This window comes from Corynebacterium callunae DSM 20147, assembly GCF_000344785.1.
Taxonomy (GTDB): Bacteria; Actinomycetota; Actinomycetes; order Mycobacteriales; family Mycobacteriaceae; genus Corynebacterium; species Corynebacterium callunae.
In genome coordinates this window covers 809,195-829,600 of record NC_020506.1, presented here as the reverse complement: position 1 = coordinate 829,600, position 20,406 = coordinate 809,195, and the positions used below count along the sequence as shown (strand labels likewise).

The following is a 20,406-nucleotide window of genomic DNA, read 5'->3' as shown; positions in this document are numbered from 1 at the left end:
ATGAAAAAAAATCAAGGCCGTGAAAAGCCCAAAACCCAGCCAACAACAAACAACCAACCACCACAAAAAAGGGTGATTGACTGGCTGTTAACCAAAAATAATGGTTATAAAAATAAAACAAAAAACGTTCCCCACCAACCCGACGGGGTCAAAGAGTGGGAAACAAAAGTGTTCTACCACAACCATGCACAAAAACTAAAACACACCCCAAAGAGCATGTTCCTTATTTACAGTGGTGGGATATATGCAACCCACCACCCGGCATGACCAACCCCAAACCATGTTTGGGGATTATGGTAAACATAATAAAATAAATGGCACACTATTGAGTTCTCAAACAACATACACACACCTCAACAACACTCTTTAAAAGGAGCTTGTTTTGAAGTGGCTCGACATACTGTAGTGAAGATCTTTGATTAAGTCAAAAACTTCAATCAGTCTTCTTTATGTCTTTCCCAGCTCGTAACCTTGTGGCCACGTCGCTGGTGTGCTGATTAATTTACCTCCGAGCGCACTTTTATACAAATTGCCTGCTCAACGCGGATCAAGGCTAGTGATAACAAGCGATCTTGCCGTAGGGACCTTCAATTACCTCGATAGGAGTATTGAAGATTTCGGAAAGCACCTCATCGTCCATGATCTCTTCGGGAGTTCCCTGGGTCGCGATCTTTCCGCTCTTCACTGCGACTATGTAGTCGGCATAACGCGCAGCGAAGTTGATGTCATGCAAAACCACGATGATGGTTCGCCCCAGATCACGTGCTGCATGTTCCAGGTGCTTCATCATTTCAACCGAATGCGCAATATCAAGATTGTTGAGAGGTTCGTCGAGAAGCACGTAATCAGTTTCTTGGCTGAGCACCATTGCCACGTAGGCACGCTGTCGCTGTCCGCCGGACAGCTGGTCTAGATATCTATCTTCCAATTCAGTGAGGTTGAGGAAGTCAATATATTTGGAGATGATTTTTTCATCTTCCGCAGTGAGTCGGCCCTTGCTATAGGGAAAACGTCCAAATCCAACAAGTTGGCGCACAGTCAGCTTGGTTACAAAGTGGTTTTCCTGACGCAGGATGGAGAGCACCTTTGCCAGATCCTTGGAGGCTGTGGTGCTGACATCATAATTGGCTACCTTGATTTGGCCTTCGTCAATTCCCAACAATCGGCCAACCATGGTGAGCAAAGTTGATTTGCCGGCACCATTGGGCCCCACAAAAGCAGTGATGCCGCCGGCTGGAATCTCAAGATCAACCGGGCCGATCGCTACGTCGTTGGAATACTGTTTGCGAACGCTGGTTAAGGAAATCACAGTTTACCCTTTCGAAGAATGACAATAAGGAATAGCGTGCCGCCGACCATCTCGATAATGATGGAAACAACACCTTGGGCGCGGAACACATGGTTCATGATGAAGTACGCACCTGAAAGCACCACAAAACCAATTAGTGCGGACATCGGCATAAGGAATCGGTGATCATAGGTATCTGCAAATTGATAGGCCAACGTTGCTACCAAAAAGCCGAGGAAGGTCATGGGGCCAACCAAAGAGGTAGACACCGCCATTAGTACAGAGACCAAAATAAGAGTGTAAATAGATGCTCGGCGATGATTCATGCCCAGATTAGTAGCGGTATCACGACCCAAGGCCACCACATTCAGAGTGCGCGAGCTTAGGAGCAAAATCACCGCTGCGACCACCATGAGTGGAATTGCCACCGGGAAGTATTCAGTTTCGGCGTTATTAACAGAACCAAAAAGACGCGCGGTGAGGATATCAAACTCAGAAGGTGTCAAAATGCGCTGCATAAAGGTGGAGATGGAACCAAGTCCACCACCGATCACCATTCCGGCGAGCAACATTGCATGCATATTTCCGCGTTTACCGGTGAGTAACCAGGTATAAAGCACCAGCGACAGCAAAATCATTAGGACTAACTGACCCACAAACATTTCCAAATTTCGGGTCGCTATCAGGGCTGTGGATCCAAAAAGGAAGATGGTGGCGGTGTGAATCACGGTATAGAGCGATTCAAAGCCCATAATTGAGGGCGTGATAATGCGGTTATTCGTCACTGTTTGGAAAGCCACAGTGGCAAAACCTTGGCAGACCGCGATTATGATCATGACAAAAACTGCCTGCATACGGCGTTCTGCAATCAGTGCAAAAGCCGGGTGCCCCACTGGCATGGGGTTGTCGTACCAAATCAGACCCCAGGTAAAGGCCAATGCCAATACAACAAGTGCTGCCATGATCGCCCAATAGCGTCGCTGCGCTTTCACGGTTTGGAAGGCGCCGGAGCTGCGGCGTTTTGCAGGTGCTTTAACTGCCTGCATCGCTCCTAAACTCTCCCGTTGCTTAACTTGTTCTTTCCGAGAATTATCCACGTCCGCGCTGCCTCACAATCATGATGAGGAAAACAATCGCGCCTAAAATTCCCAGAATCACCGATACCGGAATTTCAAAGGGGGCGATGATGGTGCGGCTAATCAAATCGCAAATGGTCACCACTGCGATACCGGTCAGACAGACCCACGGCAGGTTGGAACGCAGATCGTCGCCACGCATCATTGAAACCAAGTTGGGAACAATTAGTCCAAGGAATGGCAAACTACCAACCACTACTGTGACAACTCCAGTGGCAATCGCAATCAGCCCAGTGCCGATGAGCACCATGCGGTTGTAATTGACTCCCACATTGGTGGCGATCTCTTCTCCCAGGCCGGCCACGGTCAGGCGATCAGCAAAATAAAAAACTGCCAAGACAACAAAGACGACAATCCACAAAATCTCGTATTGACCGCGGAACACAGTATTAAATGAGCCCGCAAACCAAATTCCCAGCTGCTGCAACATATTAAATTGCAGTGCAAAGAAGCTGGATACCGAGGACACCACAGCGCCGATCATGATGCCAATAATCGGGACAATTAAGGAGGAACGCAATGTCACCCTCTTAAGAAAGAGGAAAAACACCATGGTGCCGATGAATGAGAAAATCACGGCGCCGATCATGCGGTCCAGCACAGTGGCAGCTGGGATAAAGTACATAACAAAAAGTAGGCCTAGACCAGCCCATTCAGTGGTTCCGGTGGTGCTAGGTTCCACAAATTTATTCTGCGTCAGCAGCTGCATCACCAAGCCACACATCGCCATGGCCGCACCAGAAAGGATGAGTGACACAGTTCGTGGAATACGCACTGCCTCGAACATCAGCTCTCCATCCGAGCCGCCAAAAATGTCATATTGCCCAGTAAATAGAGACAGCACCACGAGGCCGATCACAAAAATGAGGCCGATCAGCAGCTTCCAATCCAGCAGTTTTGCTCGAGTGCGTTTTTCACGCCCGCCGTCCGGGTTGTTGCTGACAGTCCGTGTCTGCGAAGTCGAAATAGCCATCAGCGTGACTCCCCTCTTCCACAAACACTCGTGTGTGCACAAAACATTTTGTTTACCTGGTTTCTAATTAATCTGCTAAAAACTTGCTTTTCGACGAAAACCCGGTGGATCTTCAACACAAAAAAGATAAGGCTGCCTTGCATATACAAGACAGCCTTACATATTCAAGCCTTACCTAAGAAATTGTAGATCATTTACGTTACTTAGATACCAATTATTGCTGTGCAGCTTTTTCAAAAAGATCTGCCATGCCATTGAGAATCTCGGTGTAGGTAATGATGTTCTCATTGGTATAGGTATCAGCTGGTGCATAGTAAACGTCACCAGCGGAAATGGCCTTGACATTCGTCAGCGCCTCATTCTTGGAGATGATTTCCTCGGCTGGAACGTATTCCGCTTCATTACGAGTATTGGTGCCACCATCGCGATCCAAAACCAAAATGATGTCAGGGTTTGCTGCAGCAATTGCCTCAACATTGATGTCATCTCCCTGGTGATCACTGGAAGCATTTTCAACCTCAAGTGCAGGGGTTAGGCCAACAAGATCAAAAATTGGTCCAAAGGTACGACCCACAGATGGAGCAATATAACCAATGTCGCCACCAGAGACGTTGACAGCCATTACCTTCTTGTCAGAAATTGCAGCATAGGCAGTCTTTGCGCGCTCGAGAGCTGCATTGAAATCAGATACCAGCTGATCTGCATCTTCTTCCTCACCAAAGATGGTTCCCAAGGTCTCAGCCTGGCGAATCAATTCCTGGTCCAGTGGCTGTCCATCACGAGGGTCCAACTCAACGATCGCAGCATCTGGGTTAAGGGTGGAAATATCCTCGTAGTACTGAGCAAAACGCTGACCATTAATGATCAGATCTGGCTGTGCTGCAGTCAAGGCCTCGAGGTTGGGCTCATTATGAGTACCCATATCCGCGATGTCAGCATTTTCCTTGTAGTTAGTAATGGTGAAAGGCACCAACGCGATAGGCGCCGCTACCAGGTCAACACCCCAACGATCCAACAACTCAAAAGAACGGTTATCGGTAGCAGCTACTGCCTCGATAGGCTGCGCGATCTCCTGAGTGCCGTGGTTATCTTCAATGGTGATAGCTGTCTCAGCGGCAGCGGTGGAAGAAGACTCAGAAGTGGTGCTGCTGTCGGTACTGGAGCAGCCGACGAGTGCTAGTGCAGCAACAGTAGCGATCGAGAAGAGCTTAAACCTATTTTTCACAATTACGTCCTTGGAGTTTCTTAATTGATTGCCCGGAAATACCTATCCTCACCAAAAATTAGGTAAGGGGTACCTAAAGGAAAAAATTAACACACCAACTAAACTAAGGCAAACCTTTGCAATCTAGAACACACCCTTGTTTCGGAAGTTCCCAAGTCGCAACATATTTGGGAGCACCCCCACCCCACCTATGCTTCATCTAGGGTTTTCGACAGACTCTCCTTTCAACTACCTCTCAGACACCCAGGAAGCTGTGAGGTTGCTTTCAGGTTAAGAATTTAAGTTCTTAGAGGCATAGAATTATGCCGAAGTTAGAATTGATTGAACTAATAACCCGGAGGTTCCCCGAGTGCATACCGAAACACAGACAGCCCAGCCCAAAGCACCAAATTGGCTTGGTTGGGTTCTATTACTCGGAGGAATAATTGGCCTTCTTCTTTCCGTGATTATCATGGCCGAAAAGCTCATGATCCTCGAAAATCCGGATTACATCACCAGTTGTGACATTAACGAGGTCCTAGCCTGCGGAAACGTCATGCGCTCAGGCCAATCCACAGCCTTTGGCGAAATCCCCAATCCATTAATCGGCATTGCCGGGTTCTCCGCCACCGCACTTATCGGTGCGGCGATTCTCGCTGGTGCCCGTTTTGCCGGCTGGTTCTGGTTCTGCACTCAGATCGGCATGACTTTTGCACTATTCTTCTGCCACTGGCTGGCTTACCAGTCCATGGCAATCATCCGCTCCCTTTGCCCTTACTGCATGGGCGTATGGACAGTTTCCATCATCATGTTTGTCGTGGTGACAACCTGGAACGTCAAGACATTCAGCGGCCTGGACAATGCCTTTGTCCGTGGCATTTACAAGTACAACTACCTAATTGCCATCGTTTGGCTACTCATCATTGCAGCAACCGCACTATGGTCATTCCGCTTTATGCTCTAAAGCTTAAGATCCTAAAAGGCACAACCTCCCCGGTTGTGCCTTTTGTTTTTCCAACAACAAAATCCCACCCAACCGAAGTTGAGTGGGATTTTGGAATTTAGTAGCGGGGGCAGGATTTGAACCTACGACCTCTGGGTCATGGGTCTACATCTACGAAATTATGTGCTTTCTTGAGCGCCGTTTTTTTTCACCGACCATGCGTCAAAATGTCACGACACCAAGCTGCCTAACCATCATGACAATTATAGGTCATTATGCCATGACGCAACTCTACTATGCCATTGGATTGGATAGATGGCATGTTAATTTCCGACAGACCAGACCTAAAGGCAGTCCCACACGGTTGGGTAATACCAATCAGAAACTGGGAACTACTCCTAGTTTCCAAAGGGCAGACCACCAGCACAGTCAACACACGGATTCGTCACATCCGCAGCATGGCCCGAGGGCTGAACGTTGATCATCCAACATCCGTCACCACAGACAACCTCATCTGCTGGAGCGGAGAAAAAGAGTGGATGCCTGAAACCAGAAATGCGTATCACGCCTCGATCCGCACCTTCTTCCGCTGGTACTCACAACACAGTGACACCGAGAATCCGGCTACCTCCCTAGGTTCAGTACGTCGGCCGACTCCCCCACCTCGCCCCGCGCCTGACGATGCAATCAAAGATGCAATCATCGACATCTCTGAACGCACCTGCTTGATCCTGCTTCTCGCAGCGGAAATTGGAATGCGCGCAGCGGAAATTGCCCAGCTTCACAGCAATGACCTTCTCCAGGGCAGCGACGGATGGGGAAAAGTAGTGATCCATGGAAAAGGTGGAAGACAGCGTATCCTCCCCGTCCCTCCAGGAATCATGAAGATGATCAAACAGCAAGCCCCAGATGGCGGATATATCTTCCCTGGCAAGCTCAATGGCCACCTCTCTGCGCCATGGGTGGGAAAGCTCGCCTCCCGCGCACTGCCGTCCATCTGGACACTCCACACCCTGCGCCACCGCTTCGCCACCACCGGCTATCAGCAGGGAGGACGTGATCTTATCGCAGTACAAAAGGCACTCGGCCACGAATCCATAGAAACCACCAAACGCTACACCGCATCCAGCCTCGACCTTAAAGCCATCGTTACCACAACCATCCTCTAACGCCTCAACATGCCACTACGTCAAGACAGCTTGATCACACAGAAAAGAGCAAACCATGACTACCATCGCAATCTGCAACCTCAAGGGCGGAACAGGCAAGACCACCACCGCAATCTTCCTGGCCTATGCACTCACCCGCACCGGCGACACCGTAACGGTCGTTGACGCAGACCCCCAGGGCTCCGCCACTGAATGGGCAGCACGAGCAGAAGATAAAGGCACACCCTTCCCCTTCACTGTGGAACCTGGTAACGCCCGCAGCCTCGCCCGCAGTGCAGCCAAGGCCGAATGGACGCTCATTGATTGCCCTCCTGGAACCGCACAGATCATCGACGCAGCAGTCGCCATAGCAGATCACGTCATCATCCCTACCCGCCCATCAGGAATCGAAATCGACAGAATGTGGGAAGCACTTGACCTGTCAGCACAGAAGAATCCTAAGATCCTCATGACCTCCATCATCTGTGGCACCAAGTCGCTCAACAGCCTGCAAAACGCACTCCAAGCCGAAGAAGTCGATACCTACGGATCTGCCATCCGTCAGCGTGAAGCTATCAAAAACAGCTTTGGATACCCACTCGAAGACGACCTCTACGGATACGAAGCCGTAGCAAAAGAACTCAAAGCCATCACTGGAAAGTAAGGAAAATACACCATGTCGAAGAACACACCAGAAGTTGGACGCAGCACACGCCGAAATCGGGAGATCACCAGTGCCTCAGACACGCTCAAGAACACGCAACCAAAGGATCTTCGCCTCACCGTTCGCCTCGATCCTGATCTCAAACACAAAATCCACGTTTACGCCATCACGAACGACACCAGCATCAACACGATCATCAGTGAACTGCTGACTAAATTCGCCGCCGAAAACATTAAGGACTAACGATGAACTGGCGATACATTGACCACATGTACAGCGAAATTAAACCAATTGCGCAGAAAAACTTTCCTGAATCATGGGAAGATCGGTGCTATATCACCAACGCCGCATCCATCTTCTACAACAGTGGCTACGAATCCATCTATGAAGTCCCCCAGAACCTGCTCTATACTACGTTCACGGAAAATGGGATCATCTGACCATGTCCCTCCGTCTCGCCAGCTAGAGACCATTTCAATACCCCCATTAAGCAATATCTCTGTGTCAAACTGTCATCATGCCTTGATGTCATGGCAGAATGACACGGTTAGTATTGCATCTGTAGCTGGAGCGAGGCCTTAGACTTGTTGATTTATTCAAACTGGCAGACACGAAACATCAAGAAGATATAAGACCGCGGATTTAAGTAAACGAACTCACTTTTAAAGGTGTTTGGTTTCCTTATCTGACCACCAGAAAAACTGAAATGGAAATCCATTGGAACCGATTTTTAAAACTTCTGATACCAAACCAACTGTGGTAGAGCATCTCTTTACCGTCACTTCAGTTAATGAGGAGAAGTTCATCTTTTGCCCCATACGGGAACGGGCTTATTCAGTGAGCCGAAAGCCTGAAGAAGTCGTAAGACAAAGCTGGCTTTATACGCTACGAGACGTCTACGGGTATAAATGGGAACAAATCTCAGTCGAAGTTCCGGTTATTGTTGGTTCCACAGAAGCTAAAAAAGCGGCAGACATTGTCGTTTATACGGACAGTAAAAAAAACACCCCCCGTATTTTCATTGAGGTTAAAAGGCCCAAGCGAATTGACGGACTTGAACAGCTAAAAGTTTATATGAATGCGACTGGATGCCGATTAGGTGTGTGGTCTAACGGCTCCGAATCTAATGTCTATTTACTTCGTTTGGAGCCTAATTCACACTCTGAAAATGTTGAATGGCGTGAGCTGCGAAATATCCCTTCGCGGACAGAGTAATTAAGTGATGTTGATAATCCGATCACACGAGCTGACCTGAAACCGATTGAAGACATGCTTTCAATCGTAAAAGATTGTGAGAATTATATTAAAGCTCACGAAGGATCAGATGCATTCGATGAGATTTTCAAACTTATCTTCGCCAAGCTCTTCGATGAAAGACGGAATTTAAAGAATGATTCCTCATCAGCTCAGTTTCGCGTAGGCGCTCTGGAAGCAGCTGAAACAGCAAGGACGCGCATCACTACTCTCTTTAAACAAGCAAAAGTGCGCTGGGAAGGTGTTTTCAACCCTGGCGAAGAAATCCTCCTTGGCGATCACTCTCTTGCTTATTGTGTCTCAGCGTTACAACGTACTTATCTGCTCAAATCGGATGTCGATGTACTCGGAGCCGCATTCGAAATCATGGTCAACCCCGCTATGAAAGGCGATAAAGGGCAATACTTCACTCCTCGACATGTAGTCAATCTTTGCGTGTTGCGTGGAAGTGCTTAACCCCCGTGAGTACGAAACCGTACTTGATCCTGCTTGCGGAAGCGGAGGCTTTTTAGTGGGAGCAATGGATCATGTGTTCAAGACTATTGAGTCCGAGCGCGACGACATTAATGAGATTCTGGAAAATCAGAAAGACTATGCCTCAGATAATGTTTACGGAATTGATTACGATCCGCTAATCGCAAAAGTTGCAAAGGCTTATATGCTGATCTGGGGTGATGGTCGCTCAAATATTTGCATCGCGGACGGGTTAACCCAGAAAAACTGGAACGAACACTCACGTGACCGGCTATTAGTTCCTGATGAATTCGGGAGCCAAAACCTAAAGCAGTTTGACGTGGTAATGATGAATCCTCCCTTTTCCGGAGCAGTTTCTTCTGAAGAGGTGCTGTCTCAATTTGATCTTTCCTACAAAATAGATTCAAAAGGAAAGCGCAAGCGCTCCGCTTCGGTCGCTAGGGACATACTATTTTTAGAACGAGGTCTTCAATATCTCCGTCCCGGTGGTCGAATGGCGGTTGTCGTACCACGTGGGCTGCTCAAAAACTACAACGATGAGAGAGTTAGACAATACCTTCTCAAGCATGCAAGTATTCGTGCTGTAGTGAGTCTCAGCGGCACCATGTTTAAACCATTTACGAACACGAAGACATGCGTTATATTCCTCCAAAAGCGTGCGAAGCCTTTATTAGATCTAAAAGAAACACACAATGACGCAGATGTGGTTTATGCAGTCACTCAAAGATCCGGAAAGGACCGAAGCGGCTCGCTTGTTCGTAAATCTGATGGAAGCATCGATAGTGATTTACCAGAGATTCGTGACTACCTGGTACAGAACATTAACTGGGAGGATTAAGGAAGATGGCCCTATTTACTACGCGCCCTTTTGTTGAAGCTGTACTTTCCACAAAGTCAGATATAAGCGGTTCTACGATGCATGTTTTTGAGCCCGAATTTCATCAAGAAATTTACCGATCACCCGCTGAAATCGCGTCTGCTTCGGCGCATGGCTCATTCCAACTCGCCGATGCAATATTACAAGAACCCATTCATAGGGGTGTTCAGCCGGAGTACAGCGATGACTTAGACGATCCCGACTCTCTCGCATTTATTGGGATGATGACTCCAGATGGAACCAGGCTTTCTAAAAATAACACTGACAACGTGGCCGCTATTAAGTCAGTTGGAATTCGTAGTGGTTACGTAGATATTGATTCGTCTCGTTCTGTCTCTTCTGAGTTTTTTCGCTTAAGAACAAAACGCGCCGGAGTACAGCGCAATGATCTTCTTATCAACTCAACTGGTGATGGCACGATCGGCCGAGTGGCAGTTTATCACTATGATTTTCCTGCCGTAGTTGATGGCCATGTTTCAATCATTCGTTTCAAGAATCCTGATCTTGCTTGGTACACAGCTGCATACCTCTTGACCAATGCTGGACAGCACCAAATTTATCGATATATAAATGGATCGAGTGGCCAGGTTGAAATTTACCCTCAGGACTTCGAACGTCTTGTAATTCCAAAAGCTTCAACAAAGGAAATTTCAGAAATTGGAAATCAATTAAAATTGGCATGTACGCATTTCGAAAGCTTTAGAACACATCTTGGCGCAACAATCGCCCAAGCAACTCAAAGCTCTGAAAAGGCAAGCTAAATTAGCATGCGTCAGTGAGTCTCGATAGTTGGACTTAATAGATAGAAAAGTGCTCTTAACTGCATCTTTCTCATTAACGGGGGTGCTTCTACCCCCTTTGCAGTGCTAAGGGATCATCCATCTTAATCTTTGACCCGTTCCGATTCTTGCTAGGAACCTAAGACACCGACCTGGGCGGTAGATAGGGATACCTACCGCCCAAACCGGAACCCCTTTGTACATCAATGAAAGAGAGAATCTCCATGGGCCTTGAACTCATCATCGGACTGATCACCATGTCACCTTTCGTCGCAGAATTTGCGCAAACCATCGGCCTATCTTCGGGTGGCGGACTCAGCGGTGGCGGACTGTCCTCTGGTCTACTTTCTTCCGCAGGCAGCCTGCTCAGCGGTGGCGGTAGCCTCCTTAGCAGTGGCGGACTCAGCTCCTAATCCCTCATCGAAATACCGATCTAAAGAAAGGTACAAAATGTACTACATTGACACCTTCATTAATTTCTACTCCAATCTCCCGATCATCGGTTCCGCTGTTGGTGGAATCCTCCAGGGAATCTTCGGAATCCTATTGTCTTCCTAAGAGATAAACGCTAGAAGCGAAACCCCCGACACAATTGAACTGCGTCTCTGAAGTTGGACATCGGAATTAATGTCCGCCCCAGGAGGTGCAGTTTCTTTATGGCTGGTTCTTCACGACTAGACGATCCCATCTTGTTTCAACGCGCATGCGATCTCGTCGACCAGGGCATCGGCAGAGATCTTTTAGCATCCGAGCTTTCCGTATCAATCGACGCAGCGCGAGGTTTTATCCAGCGTTATGAAACCTTCGGTAAAAATGGTGCTATGAGTTCACATTCAAGAAAGGCCTATACCCAAGCCGAGAAGGTCAACGCCGTCAGATACTTTCTTGATCGAAACTCACAATCAGAAACGTGTACTGAATTTGGGATTAGTAACCGATCCACGCTGAAAGTTTAGGTCAGGGCATACCGTGCATACGGTGAACAAGGTCTAGCGGCTAAACCACAACGTCGAAAACCTCAACACGCCCACGACCCGGCTGTGCCACTAACCAAGGAGCAGCAGCTTCAGCAACGTATTTCGCGATTAGAAGCCGAGAACGCCTACCTAAAAGCACTCGCCGCCCTGGAAGACAACCGGTAACGGATCCAGGGCGGGAGGTACAAGACAGCCCTGGAACGCGTATCGTTCAAAGTTACCCACCAAGGAGCGTTACGACCGCAAACGCAGGGTCAAAAGACGACTCCAATACCGGCTTTAATTAGCTTTTTTCTGCAACCCTTAAATAACAGGACGGGCCCGCAGCAGACACAACGTCTTGTCTTCATTCTTAATGCGGTACGGGGGATTTTTTACTGTATCTGCGTGGGGTTAATTACTTACCCAATAAAAACAGACGGCCACAGCCCCCAGTCATGTCGAATCGCCTCAACAAGTGCGTCACATGTTCTTTTTTGACGATGGAAACTGTAGGGGTCCATTTAGATTGTCAATAATCACGGGGCTTATCCCCGTGATTATTGACCCTTCAAAATCTCAACCCTGTTTTATATGCCGACACTAACTCATCTATAGATAGGAAAGAAACCCTCTAACCACTCCATAACCAGGAACTTCTCGTTCAATCAACTCTGCAATAGCATTTCCTTCCTCTGCCCATGCACGTCGATCGAAACCTGGTCTCCATCGGTTTGAATCTTCTTCAACAACATCCGCATAGTTCTCTCGCCACAATTGTAACCAAGCATCCATACGATCCTTCAGCCCAGTACTTAAGAGAAAGTTATCCGGTGTTAAGAAGGCACCCTGATATGAAGGGATAATCGGGTGATTGGACCATAATCCCCATGGTGAACCATAGTCAGGATTTAACTCCACGGTTTTACGTAGCGCCGACATTGGCTCCATCGCCCTCCTCCTTCACCATCGGTATACGCACTGCGAATATTATCGGAATTTTCCCACACAATGACCCAGCTCCTTGTCTTGGTGTAAGTATTATAGCGAGTGCGACCATAAGTACCGAGTTCATTCGGTTCCCATTCCTCCGTAGAATTCAGAGTGGCGCTAACACAATACTGGAAATCATCCCAGAGACTATAAGTAATGTTTTTAGGCATGTGTCGAGCATAAATGTGACGGAAATCTTTGCAATACAAGTTCTGACCTGTCTTGTGGAAATGCGTAAGACGGCCATTATCGTAACCGCCAAGACATTCCAACATGTCGTCATAATTGAAATCGATTTCTTTCCCGTCCGAGTAATAGATTATTTCTTCCATTTCCGGCACTGTAGATATACGACCACCTTGAAATTCTTGGTGTTCGTCGCCGGATGCCTCACCTTCAATATCGGAAATTGGATACCCATATGGGCCGCTCTCAAACCCGCTTTCAGCCCATTTCTCTAAAACTGGTCCATAGACAGCATATGCACCAGTAGTGGGAGACCAATACATTGATCCCCATTGAAAGACACTGAATCTACCAACACCGTCAGCTGTGACAGCCTCATCCGCAATAGGGAAACCAAGGGCACCTTTAGGTCCCCCCTCCTGGAGCCATTTATCCAGAATGATGCCGTTGATACTGGCAACCTGGAAACCATCGATAACTGAGCTTCGGTACACTCGCCCACCCTGGAACGTTTGCACCCACCCATTCAACTCACCTTCGATTGGGCTAGATCCCTCAACAGGGACTTCACCGCCAGTGGGATAGCCCATCCATCCAGACTCCCACCCGTTACGCTCCCACACCTGCGCACTGTAATTATTTACCGCATGTGCACCAGTGGTGGGATGCCAATAGATAAACCCAGACATAAACCGCTGACGATACCCCTGACCATCAGGGTTCAGTGCTTGATGTTCTGTAGGCAACAGCATCCAACTAAACTGTGCGCCCTGCTGGATATAGCGCTCCAAAATAGCGCCACATACTTGATACGGAGACGGCCAGAAAAACTGACACTGCGCAGCAGCAAGAGCCCTGGCCTGTGGCTGGGATTGTTGCTGCGCGATGTTTATCTCGGCCTCATCGGCAGCTGCTTTATCAATCGTTGCCGGCAGCTCAACCTTGTCTGACCACATTTCACCAGGAACTAGCTCATCATTAGGTTCGCCAGATTCTTGTGCTTGGCGGATAGCCTCGTGGATCTGTGCGATCTCTTCGTCCGTGTAGCCACCGACACCATCAACGATAGGTGGGGTGTCACCTTCGTGGTGGAATTCTTGGATATAAGCCTCTTGTTTATCAGATGTGACTATCTGTTCAGATTGACTCTGCGCCACAGGTGCAACACCACCTATGACCAATAACGCTGTGGCTATGACGCCCGCAGCCTTAGAAAGCAGCTTCATTCACATGTTCTTTTCGTAGGTAAATAATGGGGACAGTCTGACCCTAACCTGAAAAAGTCATAATTTCTTGTGAATAAAATAGTTGTGTATGTGTATGTTTTCACCCCTGTTATAGGCACGGAAAATATCACCTAAAAAGGTAACTTTTGGCTACTACTTCCCTACCCTTATCCAGGGTGAAATATCTACTCCTGCATTACAGCACAGCGGCGCCTATTTCAACTCAGAGGCCTCCTGCTGGGCTTCTTGACACGCGGCGCTTCGGCACACCGGACACCACCGATTAAGCAGGCCAGGAAATCCATAAGGGATGCAGATTCAACCTTTTTCACTACATCGCCGTAACTCCAAAGCGACGGAATCGAGATTTGACCACTTAACACACATCTGCTAAATCTAGCTTATTGTTATCCCTAATTATGCGTGCAATATAATCGCGCACAAGTTCCAACACCGCGATGACAAACGGCGTTCCATCGCTACGATTTAAGGGATGCTGCATGGTAGCAAAGCTTTTATAGTACTTCTTCACATCTGCATTGAGGGCTTGCGAGAGCAGCACAGCACTTAGGGGCCTGACCCCCGATGGTTTAGTCATATGAAGAAGCTCACGCAGATGGATTCAAAATTGCAGCACTAAGAAGCCCAGCACTTTATCATGAGCACACTTTCTATCGATCCTGAAAGAAGAACACATGCCGCTAAATACTGTCAATGTCACCATCGCGGGACAGCTGGTCACAGATCCAATCCTGCGGAAAACTGACTCTGGCAAACCCGTGGTAAACATCAGACTTGCCTGCACCCCGCAATCATTTAGCCGAGAAACAGGGTGGGAGGAAAAAGAAACAATCTTTGTTACCGCCACCGCCTGGAACAAGATGGCAGAAAACATTTCCGTCTCTCTGGCAAAGGGCAATCGCGTACTGATCACAGGTAAAATTAAACCCACTAGCTGGAGTGGGAATGATGGATACAAGCGTACCGGCTGGGAAATCGAGATCGACGAAATCGGCGCTTCCCTAGCCTTTTCATCAGTCACTGTGAATCCCCCGGTGCGAGGAACGGAGAGTGACGAATCCATCGACCAGTTTCTCCCTCCAAAGGATCAATGGAACACCGGAGCCACAGACGAAAAGGAGCCATTTTAAACCATGAAGGCTCCCGATGATGCTCATGCCGAGACCAACCTACTCTGTGCCCTAATGTGGTCAGACGCCAAACACCCAACGACAAAGACCACAATCGAATATCTCACCTCAGACGACTTCCACAGCCCCCTTCATGGCCAGCTTTTCCACATCATAAAAGAGAAATACCAGAACGCTGAGCCATTCTCAGCTCAACTCATTAATGAATCTCTCCAAGACGAAGAACAGCGCCACGGAAACGCAGCCACTCTGCGCCCACTTCTCGTTGATGCAATGACAGCTAATGTCGTGATCGCCGAGCAGGCAGAAGGGTTTGCAGACCACATCCTTAGCGCCGCCTATCGCAGGCAGTTTGCAGCAATGGCCACGACACTAGCAACAGCTGCGGAACACGCACCCGAAGATAAACTTTTCGACATCATGGTGGAGCACGGAAAACGCCAACGCGAAGCGCACAGGCGCAGGGAAGGGTTTAGGCCAGCCGTTGCCCAGGCCAAGCAGCAAGCCGAAAAGCTCACCCAACGTGCTGAACTCTTTCGCCAACACCAGCAAAAACAAATAAACACAAGCGCTCCAGCGCGAGCACCAGCAACTAACCTGACAGATATGCTTAATGTTTCCACCAACGCTGTATCAATCCACGTCCCAGCAGCAACGGAAATTCACGACGACTCGCAGCAACAGGCAACCGAGAACCAGCACGCCCAAGAATCAATCCGATAATCCAGACCTGCCATGTCCGCAGACCATTTGGCCTGCGGACATGACCTACTCCCCAATTGCGTCAAACAGCCATGACAGATTGACGCATATGGAACCTTTTCACTTAAAACCAGTCTAAATAATATTGTGATCTTTCTAGTAGTACTTCGTTAGGTGGTGTGCGGCCGCAATACGGGAAACAGGCCAACAGCTGGATAACGACGGTCTGAAGCTAAGCCAACACAGCATAGAAACTCAGACCACCGAGAGAAATTTTGGGCCGGTGGTGGCCAACCATTGCTCAGTGAGAAACAGATGCGCCGCGGTCACCAAACGGGGGTCAGGTCCATCCTTTGCGGACCAAGGAGGTGAAAGACCTTAGCGACGAAATTGCGCAGGTCATCTGGGGCATGGATGGGGTTGTCGTGCCTCAGAATTGGACGTTACGCCGCTGTGGTCCCACCCCCAAGAGCTAACGAAGTACTACTAATAGGGCAAACCAGTTAAATCCCTTTTTGGTGGCCAATCCAGTAAGAAGGAATAAGCTTGCCACCACCGTCAAGAATCTTATCCGCGGAGATACTTATCGCGAGTTCAGTGAGGTCAAGAGGAACAGGCAGGGAATTATTCAGGCCCCAGTGGTAGTAGAAACTAATAATCTTCTGGAGAACACGGTCACTTCCTACGTCTCTACTATCACTCACACCGGATACTGCCTGACTCAGATCCACCAGCAGTATTTGCTGATCTCTACCGTGACCCTGCACCGTTGATGACATATCGTTGTCTGGTCGGCTACACACCCATAATGCCGTAGGAACATGACTACCGCCGGGGTGATTACCAGACGAGAGGTGGATAATACAGCGAACTACTCCCTCGCTGATCATATTTGTCCGTACCCGGTTCATTTCCCAATCATCACTGAATAAGGTGTCGGCGGAAAGCATCACTGCTGCGGTGCCACCAGGACGAAGGTGATGATAAGCCAGCTGTAGCCAAGCAAAATCGGCCGGATCAGGCATACCGGGGCCGAATTCCCATCGCGGGTCAGTAAGAACAAACTCCAAGCCGGAATCAATAAATGATGCAGGCGGATAGCTAACACAAAAGTCGCACTCCAACCCAGGGTGCATCTCCTGGCGAAACCACCATCCCCCTGGCCCATTTCCATCGTCAAGATACGAACCGAACATATCTAGCGGTTGTGATCCAAGATCAATACGGGTACCTCGTAGTACAGCCTGCTCATGTCCCTGACGCCAGCGCACTGGGTCATTTTCCTGCCCACACAGCACTAACCGCTCAGCGGTATCGGTTGTTTGTTGGTAGTCATCGAGTGCTGTTAATAACTGACCTGATCGGGCACACGGGTCATAAACCACACCTTGGTGTGGGCGTAACATCCCTGTGATTAATTCTCGCACCCAGCGGGGAGGGGGCGGGCCAAGAAAATCAGGCGGAGTGCAGTCCGCAACCCGGTCTAAAAGAAACTCATATGCACGGGCAAAGGACACAACAGCCAAAGGCCCCTGACCAAGGCGTGGATCGGAGATGATCGCTATCAAAGCTGAGATGATAGTTGGAGGGAAAGTCCGACGGCTGATTACTTTTCCCTCAGGGATACGGTACTGCTCAGCCCTGGAAAGAACAGTGGATACGAGCAATCGAGTGGTTTTAGCTTGTTGTGATGGTGGGTTTTGCCGGATGTCTTCCCATGTGCGTGGATGGGTTTTCTCTACAGCTGCACGCAGCGTGAGCAGGGTAAGGGCCTCCACGACACAATCAACCAGTCGGGTGTTGTACCCAAGTCCTTCTAAAAGGCTCCATATTTCCTCTAACACCTGCTGATCATGCGTGGACGGGACGTTAGTTGCCATGGTGTAGACCACCCCTTGATCGGTTTATATCTTAGGAGGTAACTCTAAACAATAAGTTGGGGAAAATGTTTAGTTTCCTGCAGCAGCTACCGTAGCTGGGAGATTAATGAAGTTATCACATTTTTCTAACTTCTTATCATTAGGGCAATAAATGGTTAACAACCCCATAGGTGCGGTATCGCGTGTATTGTTTCGAGTCGGATGACCGGCCATTTGGTAGTTTTTAGGATGGCCAATCAGAGAAACTGCTAATACTGGAATGTCCTTCGTCTGTTTACAACTAACTATCGGGCCAACTTTACTACATTCAACACGGTAGTAATTGAGTTGTCTGCTAATAGCAGTCTTATTCTCCGTTTGAACGGCCGCTCCCTTTATAAAGACCTGAGCAATAGTGTCCTGATTGGTAACATTATGTTTCTGACTCGCTTTGACTAGGCCAAAACCCGATTTTCCGTTATAGGCGCCGAAGCGAATAACAACAGGCTTAGAACCTCCTTTAACATAAATTGTTCGGAGAATCTGAGCGGAAGAAACAGCTTTGTTCGTAATTGTCGGCACAATAGATTCTTCTGAAGTATCGATTGGTTCTAGATTCGGATCTATCTCTAGCGTCGAGGGGCTTTCTGGGTCTTCGAGGATTATGTCTTCGATAGGTTCTGTTCCTGGAATCCAGTCATTATTTTCTACACTTACGCGCAGGCCCTCAAGTGTATCCTCGATAAAACCTAGTTCTGTCTCGATTGCGTTGACGAGGGGGTCAAAATTGAGCCCAATTGGATACCCCAAAGGACTGTTCTCCTCGAAGCTCTTCCATGCAGCATACGCATTTCCATTAAGGGCAATTGCTCCGAGAATTCCTCCCCAGAAGATTTCTCCGTCATTAAATTTGACTCGATGTTTTACTCCAGGAATATCTGCGAACTCGTCGGATAATGGAAATCCAAGAACCCCATTCTCTCGTCCATTCGCCTCCCATACTGCTTGAGTGGCTTTATACATGAACCGAGTTTCACGATCAGACCTCCAACTGATCGTTCCATTTGAAAAGTTGTTGTACAGGTATTCACTGCCGGCAGACTGCTCGTTTGTAATTGGGATGCCAATAGAATGTGTGGAGCCCCCCATTTCGTCGTAACGTTTTTTAATGTCTCCCCACACGGACCCACCCGTCAACGCATTATAATAGGTATCTCCGCCTTCGAACCTCTGCATCTGGGTGAGCGGAATGTTAATGTCGACTGGGCCTGAAACTGGATATCCTAATGGCCCGGCTTCCCAGCCCAGTGTTCCCCATTGTCGCATTCCATATAAGGTGAGGGCGTGTGCCCCAACGTTCGGGTGCCAGTAGATGCTTCCACCCATGAATGAAGTTCTTTTCCCCTGACCATCAGGATTGGTAAGTTCATCTGTTGTAGGGAGTCCCAACCAACTTGTTCGCCCGCCAATCTCTTTATATCGATCTAGAATATAGCTCTCCCAAATCAAAAGCTTCACTCACAAGCTCAGATCCGGTAGGCAAAAGCCGATGAACCAATAAACGTCTCAAACCCAATACAGGTGTCTTCGAACACCAATCTCTGGCGGTTACTGATCGCTGCTTTCGCCTCATTCCACACCTTCTCAATCGGATTATGATCCGGCGCATACGGCGGTAACCACACCAGATGCACATTAGCCAACGGATTGCCTTCACCGAGGTGCTCACGCAGCTTCTTCGACCGGTGCCAGCGTGCGTTATCCCACACGATCGTGATCTTCTTGTCCGGGTACCTGCCCACCAACGTGGTCAGCGCCTCCACAATGGTCTCGGTGTTCTGCCACGTCAACCGCAGCAAATCCACCTCACCAGTCGTCTGCGACAGAAACCCGATATACGACTGTGCCTGACGGACACGATCAACACTCAACGTGGTTGGGGCGTGCTTGTGGATCCAGGCTTTGCGTACCTCTGCTTCATGCTCCACACGGACTTCATCAGCAGCGAACACCACCTGATCCGGATCCTGAAGTGCGTCTGCGATCTCCTCGCGGATCTCAGCGATCCGGGCGTTGATTTCTGTGTCACTGCCGCGGCGTTTATCAAAGACCTGGGGATATTTGAAACTCAGGCCCGCATGCCGAAGAAGCAGGTGGTAGGTGGTGTCCGAGTCGTAGACCACCTCAAACTGGCTGGCTACCCAGTCTTTGAGCTGTGGCACGGTCCAGAACTGGGAGGGAATGCTCTGCGTAGATGGGGGCTGGGATAGGACTGTGGCTATTTCTTCACGTTGTGTTGGGGTGAGTTTGGAGGCGTTGGTGTTGGTTGCGTGGCCGGTAAACAGGCTGGCGGTACGTAGTCGGTTGAAGTCGGTGATCCAGGTGGTGATGGTGGAGGGTTGTCGCTCAACGAACCGGGCGATGATGTCCAAGGTGACGCCGTCTTCAAGAAGCAGGAGTGCCTCGGCTTTGTGTTGGACGAGGCTGAATCGGGAGCGTTTGTAGCTTTTGAGGATGGTGATTTCCTCGCCCGTGAGTGCGGTGGTCAAGGTTGCGGCCATAGTTCAAAAGTCAACAACCCAGGTGACATGGA

23 protein-coding genes are annotated in these 20,406 nt (G+C 48.8%); 13 read left to right on the top strand and 10 right to left on the bottom strand.

From position 1 onward, the window contains the following. Positions 1-267, top strand: a complete 267-nt coding sequence (locus tag H924_RS03945; protein WP_015650010.1) for a hypothetical protein — start codon at positions 1-3, stop codon at positions 265-267. A gap of 286 nt (positions 268-553) precedes the next feature. Here the strand turns inward: H924_RS03945 and H924_RS03940 are convergent, their stop codons facing one another. The 4 genes from H924_RS03940 to H924_RS03925 all read right to left on the bottom strand — a co-directional run bounded on the left by H924_RS03940 (position 554) and on the right by H924_RS03925 (position 4,625). Continuing rightward, the gene (locus H924_RS03940; RefSeq protein WP_015650665.1) at positions 554-1,309 is read right to left on the bottom strand and encodes an iron ABC transporter ATP-binding protein; all 756 of its coding nucleotides are present in this window, start codon (positions 1,307-1,309) and stop codon (positions 554-556) included. Further along, positions 1,306-2,334 carry an iron chelate uptake ABC transporter family permease subunit gene (locus H924_RS03935; RefSeq protein ID WP_015650664.1) on the bottom strand — a complete coding sequence of 343 codons (1,029 nt, stop codon included), beginning with the start codon at positions 2,332-2,334 and terminating at the stop codon, positions 1,306-1,308. Before H924_RS03935 ends, H924_RS03940 begins: the two co-directional genes overlap by 4 nt. A gap of 43 nt (positions 2,335-2,377) precedes the next feature. Next, complete coding sequence (locus tag H924_RS03930; RefSeq protein ID WP_015650663.1) at positions 2,378-3,397, bottom strand: ABC transporter permease; 1,020 nt, start codon at positions 3,395-3,397, stop codon at positions 2,378-2,380. Between the two features lie 214 nt (positions 3,398-3,611). Beyond that, the gene (locus H924_RS03925; RefSeq protein ID WP_029703417.1) at positions 3,612-4,625 is read right to left on the bottom strand and encodes a siderophore ABC transporter substrate-binding protein; all 1,014 of its coding nucleotides are present in this window, start codon (positions 4,623-4,625) and stop codon (positions 3,612-3,614) included. 346 nt (positions 4,626-4,971) lie between these two features. Between H924_RS03925 and H924_RS03920 the strand changes: the two genes are divergently transcribed. The 10 genes from H924_RS03920 (at position 4,972) to H924_RS03870 (ending at position 11,696) form a co-directional block, all read left to right on the top strand. Then, on the top strand, positions 4,972-5,565 hold the full coding sequence (locus tag H924_RS03920) for a vitamin K epoxide reductase family protein (RefSeq protein WP_029703419.1): 594 nt from the start codon (positions 4,972-4,974) through the stop codon (positions 5,563-5,565). Between the two features lie 518 nt (positions 5,566-6,083). Beyond that, positions 6,084-6,713 carry a tyrosine-type recombinase/integrase gene (locus H924_RS03915; protein WP_015650660.1) on the top strand — a complete coding sequence of 210 codons (630 nt, stop codon included), beginning with the start codon at positions 6,084-6,086 and terminating at the stop codon, positions 6,711-6,713. A gap of 55 nt (positions 6,714-6,768) precedes the next feature. Beyond that, positions 6,769-7,356, top strand: a complete 588-nt coding sequence (locus tag H924_RS03910) for a ParA family protein (protein WP_015650659.1) — start codon at positions 6,769-6,771, stop codon at positions 7,354-7,356. 12 nt (positions 7,357-7,368) lie between these two features. Beyond that, positions 7,369-7,599: a toxin-antitoxin system HicB family antitoxin gene (locus tag H924_RS03905; protein ID WP_029703424.1), complete on the top strand. Its 231-nt coding sequence runs from the start codon at positions 7,369-7,371 to the stop codon at positions 7,597-7,599. A 474-nt stretch (positions 7,600-8,073) separates the two neighbouring features. Next, positions 8,074-8,571: a type I restriction enzyme HsdR N-terminal domain-containing protein gene (locus tag H924_RS13635; RefSeq protein WP_015650657.1), complete on the top strand. Its 498-nt coding sequence runs from the start codon at positions 8,074-8,076 to the stop codon at positions 8,569-8,571. A 54-nt stretch (positions 8,572-8,625) separates the two neighbouring features. Beyond that, positions 8,626-9,066 (top strand): type I restriction-modification system subunit M, encoded by a 441-nt coding sequence (locus H924_RS03890; protein ID WP_015650656.1) that lies wholly within the window; start codon positions 8,626-8,628, stop codon positions 9,064-9,066. Further along, entirely contained in the window at positions 9,053-9,922 is an 870-nt protein-coding gene (locus H924_RS03885; protein WP_162139367.1) for an HsdM family class I SAM-dependent methyltransferase, read from the top strand. Before H924_RS03890 ends, H924_RS03885 begins: the two co-directional genes overlap by 14 nt. Positions 9,923-9,927: 5 nt before the next feature. Then, positions 9,928-10,722 carry a restriction endonuclease subunit S domain-containing protein gene (locus H924_RS03880; protein WP_015650654.1) on the top strand — a complete coding sequence of 265 codons (795 nt, stop codon included), beginning with the start codon at positions 9,928-9,930 and terminating at the stop codon, positions 10,720-10,722. Between the two features lie 242 nt (positions 10,723-10,964). Beyond that, a complete protein-coding gene (locus H924_RS03875; protein ID WP_015650653.1) occupies positions 10,965-11,153 on the top strand; it encodes a hypothetical protein in 189 nt (62 codons plus the stop codon). 243 nt (positions 11,154-11,396) lie between these two features. After that, entirely contained in the window at positions 11,397-11,696 is a 300-nt protein-coding gene (locus tag H924_RS03870; protein ID WP_015650652.1) for a hypothetical protein, read from the top strand. A 612-nt stretch (positions 11,697-12,308) separates the two neighbouring features. Here H924_RS03870 and H924_RS13860 read toward each other — a convergent pair. The 3 genes from H924_RS13860 to H924_RS03860 form a co-directional block, all read right to left on the bottom strand. After that, positions 12,309-12,647 carry a hypothetical protein gene (locus H924_RS13860; protein ID WP_245533898.1) on the bottom strand — a complete coding sequence of 113 codons (339 nt, stop codon included), beginning with the start codon at positions 12,645-12,647 and terminating at the stop codon, positions 12,309-12,311. Further along, on the bottom strand, positions 12,608-14,101 hold the full coding sequence (locus tag H924_RS03865) for an LGFP repeat-containing protein (protein WP_015650651.1): 1,494 nt from the start codon (positions 14,099-14,101) through the stop codon (positions 12,608-12,610). Before H924_RS03865 ends, H924_RS13860 begins: the two co-directional genes overlap by 40 nt. A gap of 376 nt (positions 14,102-14,477) precedes the next feature. Then, the gene (locus H924_RS03860) at positions 14,478-14,699 is read right to left on the bottom strand and encodes a hypothetical protein (protein WP_155861925.1); all 222 of its coding nucleotides are present in this window, start codon (positions 14,697-14,699) and stop codon (positions 14,478-14,480) included. A gap of 97 nt (positions 14,700-14,796) precedes the next feature. On the opposite strand from H924_RS03860, the gene ssb reads away from it, so the two are divergent. Then, the gene (gene ssb, locus H924_RS03855) at positions 14,797-15,252 is read left to right on the top strand and encodes a single-stranded DNA-binding protein (protein WP_015650650.1); all 456 of its coding nucleotides are present in this window, start codon (positions 14,797-14,799) and stop codon (positions 15,250-15,252) included. A 3-nt stretch (positions 15,253-15,255) separates the two neighbouring features. Next, the gene (locus tag H924_RS13630) at positions 15,256-15,975 is read left to right on the top strand and encodes a DnaB-like helicase N-terminal domain-containing protein (protein WP_015650649.1); all 720 of its coding nucleotides are present in this window, start codon (positions 15,256-15,258) and stop codon (positions 15,973-15,975) included. Positions 15,976-16,457: 482 nt separating this feature from the next. On the opposite strand, the gene H924_RS03845 is transcribed toward H924_RS13630, so the two are convergent. The 3 genes from H924_RS03845 to H924_RS03835 all read right to left on the bottom strand — a co-directional run bounded on the left by H924_RS03845 (position 16,458) and on the right by H924_RS03835 (position 20,374). Beyond that, entirely contained in the window at positions 16,458-17,834 is a 1,377-nt protein-coding gene (locus H924_RS03845) for an HsdM family class I SAM-dependent methyltransferase (RefSeq protein WP_015650648.1), read from the bottom strand. A gap of 69 nt (positions 17,835-17,903) precedes the next feature. Continuing rightward, the gene (locus tag H924_RS13625; protein ID WP_081602463.1) at positions 17,904-19,331 is read right to left on the bottom strand and encodes an LGFP repeat-containing protein; all 1,428 of its coding nucleotides are present in this window, start codon (positions 19,329-19,331) and stop codon (positions 17,904-17,906) included. An 8-nt stretch (positions 19,332-19,339) separates the two neighbouring features. After that, a complete protein-coding gene (locus tag H924_RS03835) occupies positions 19,340-20,374 on the bottom strand; it encodes an IS630-like element IS14999 family transposase (protein WP_015650646.1) in 1,035 nt (344 codons plus the stop codon). Between the last annotated feature and the right edge of the window lie 32 nt (positions 20,375-20,406).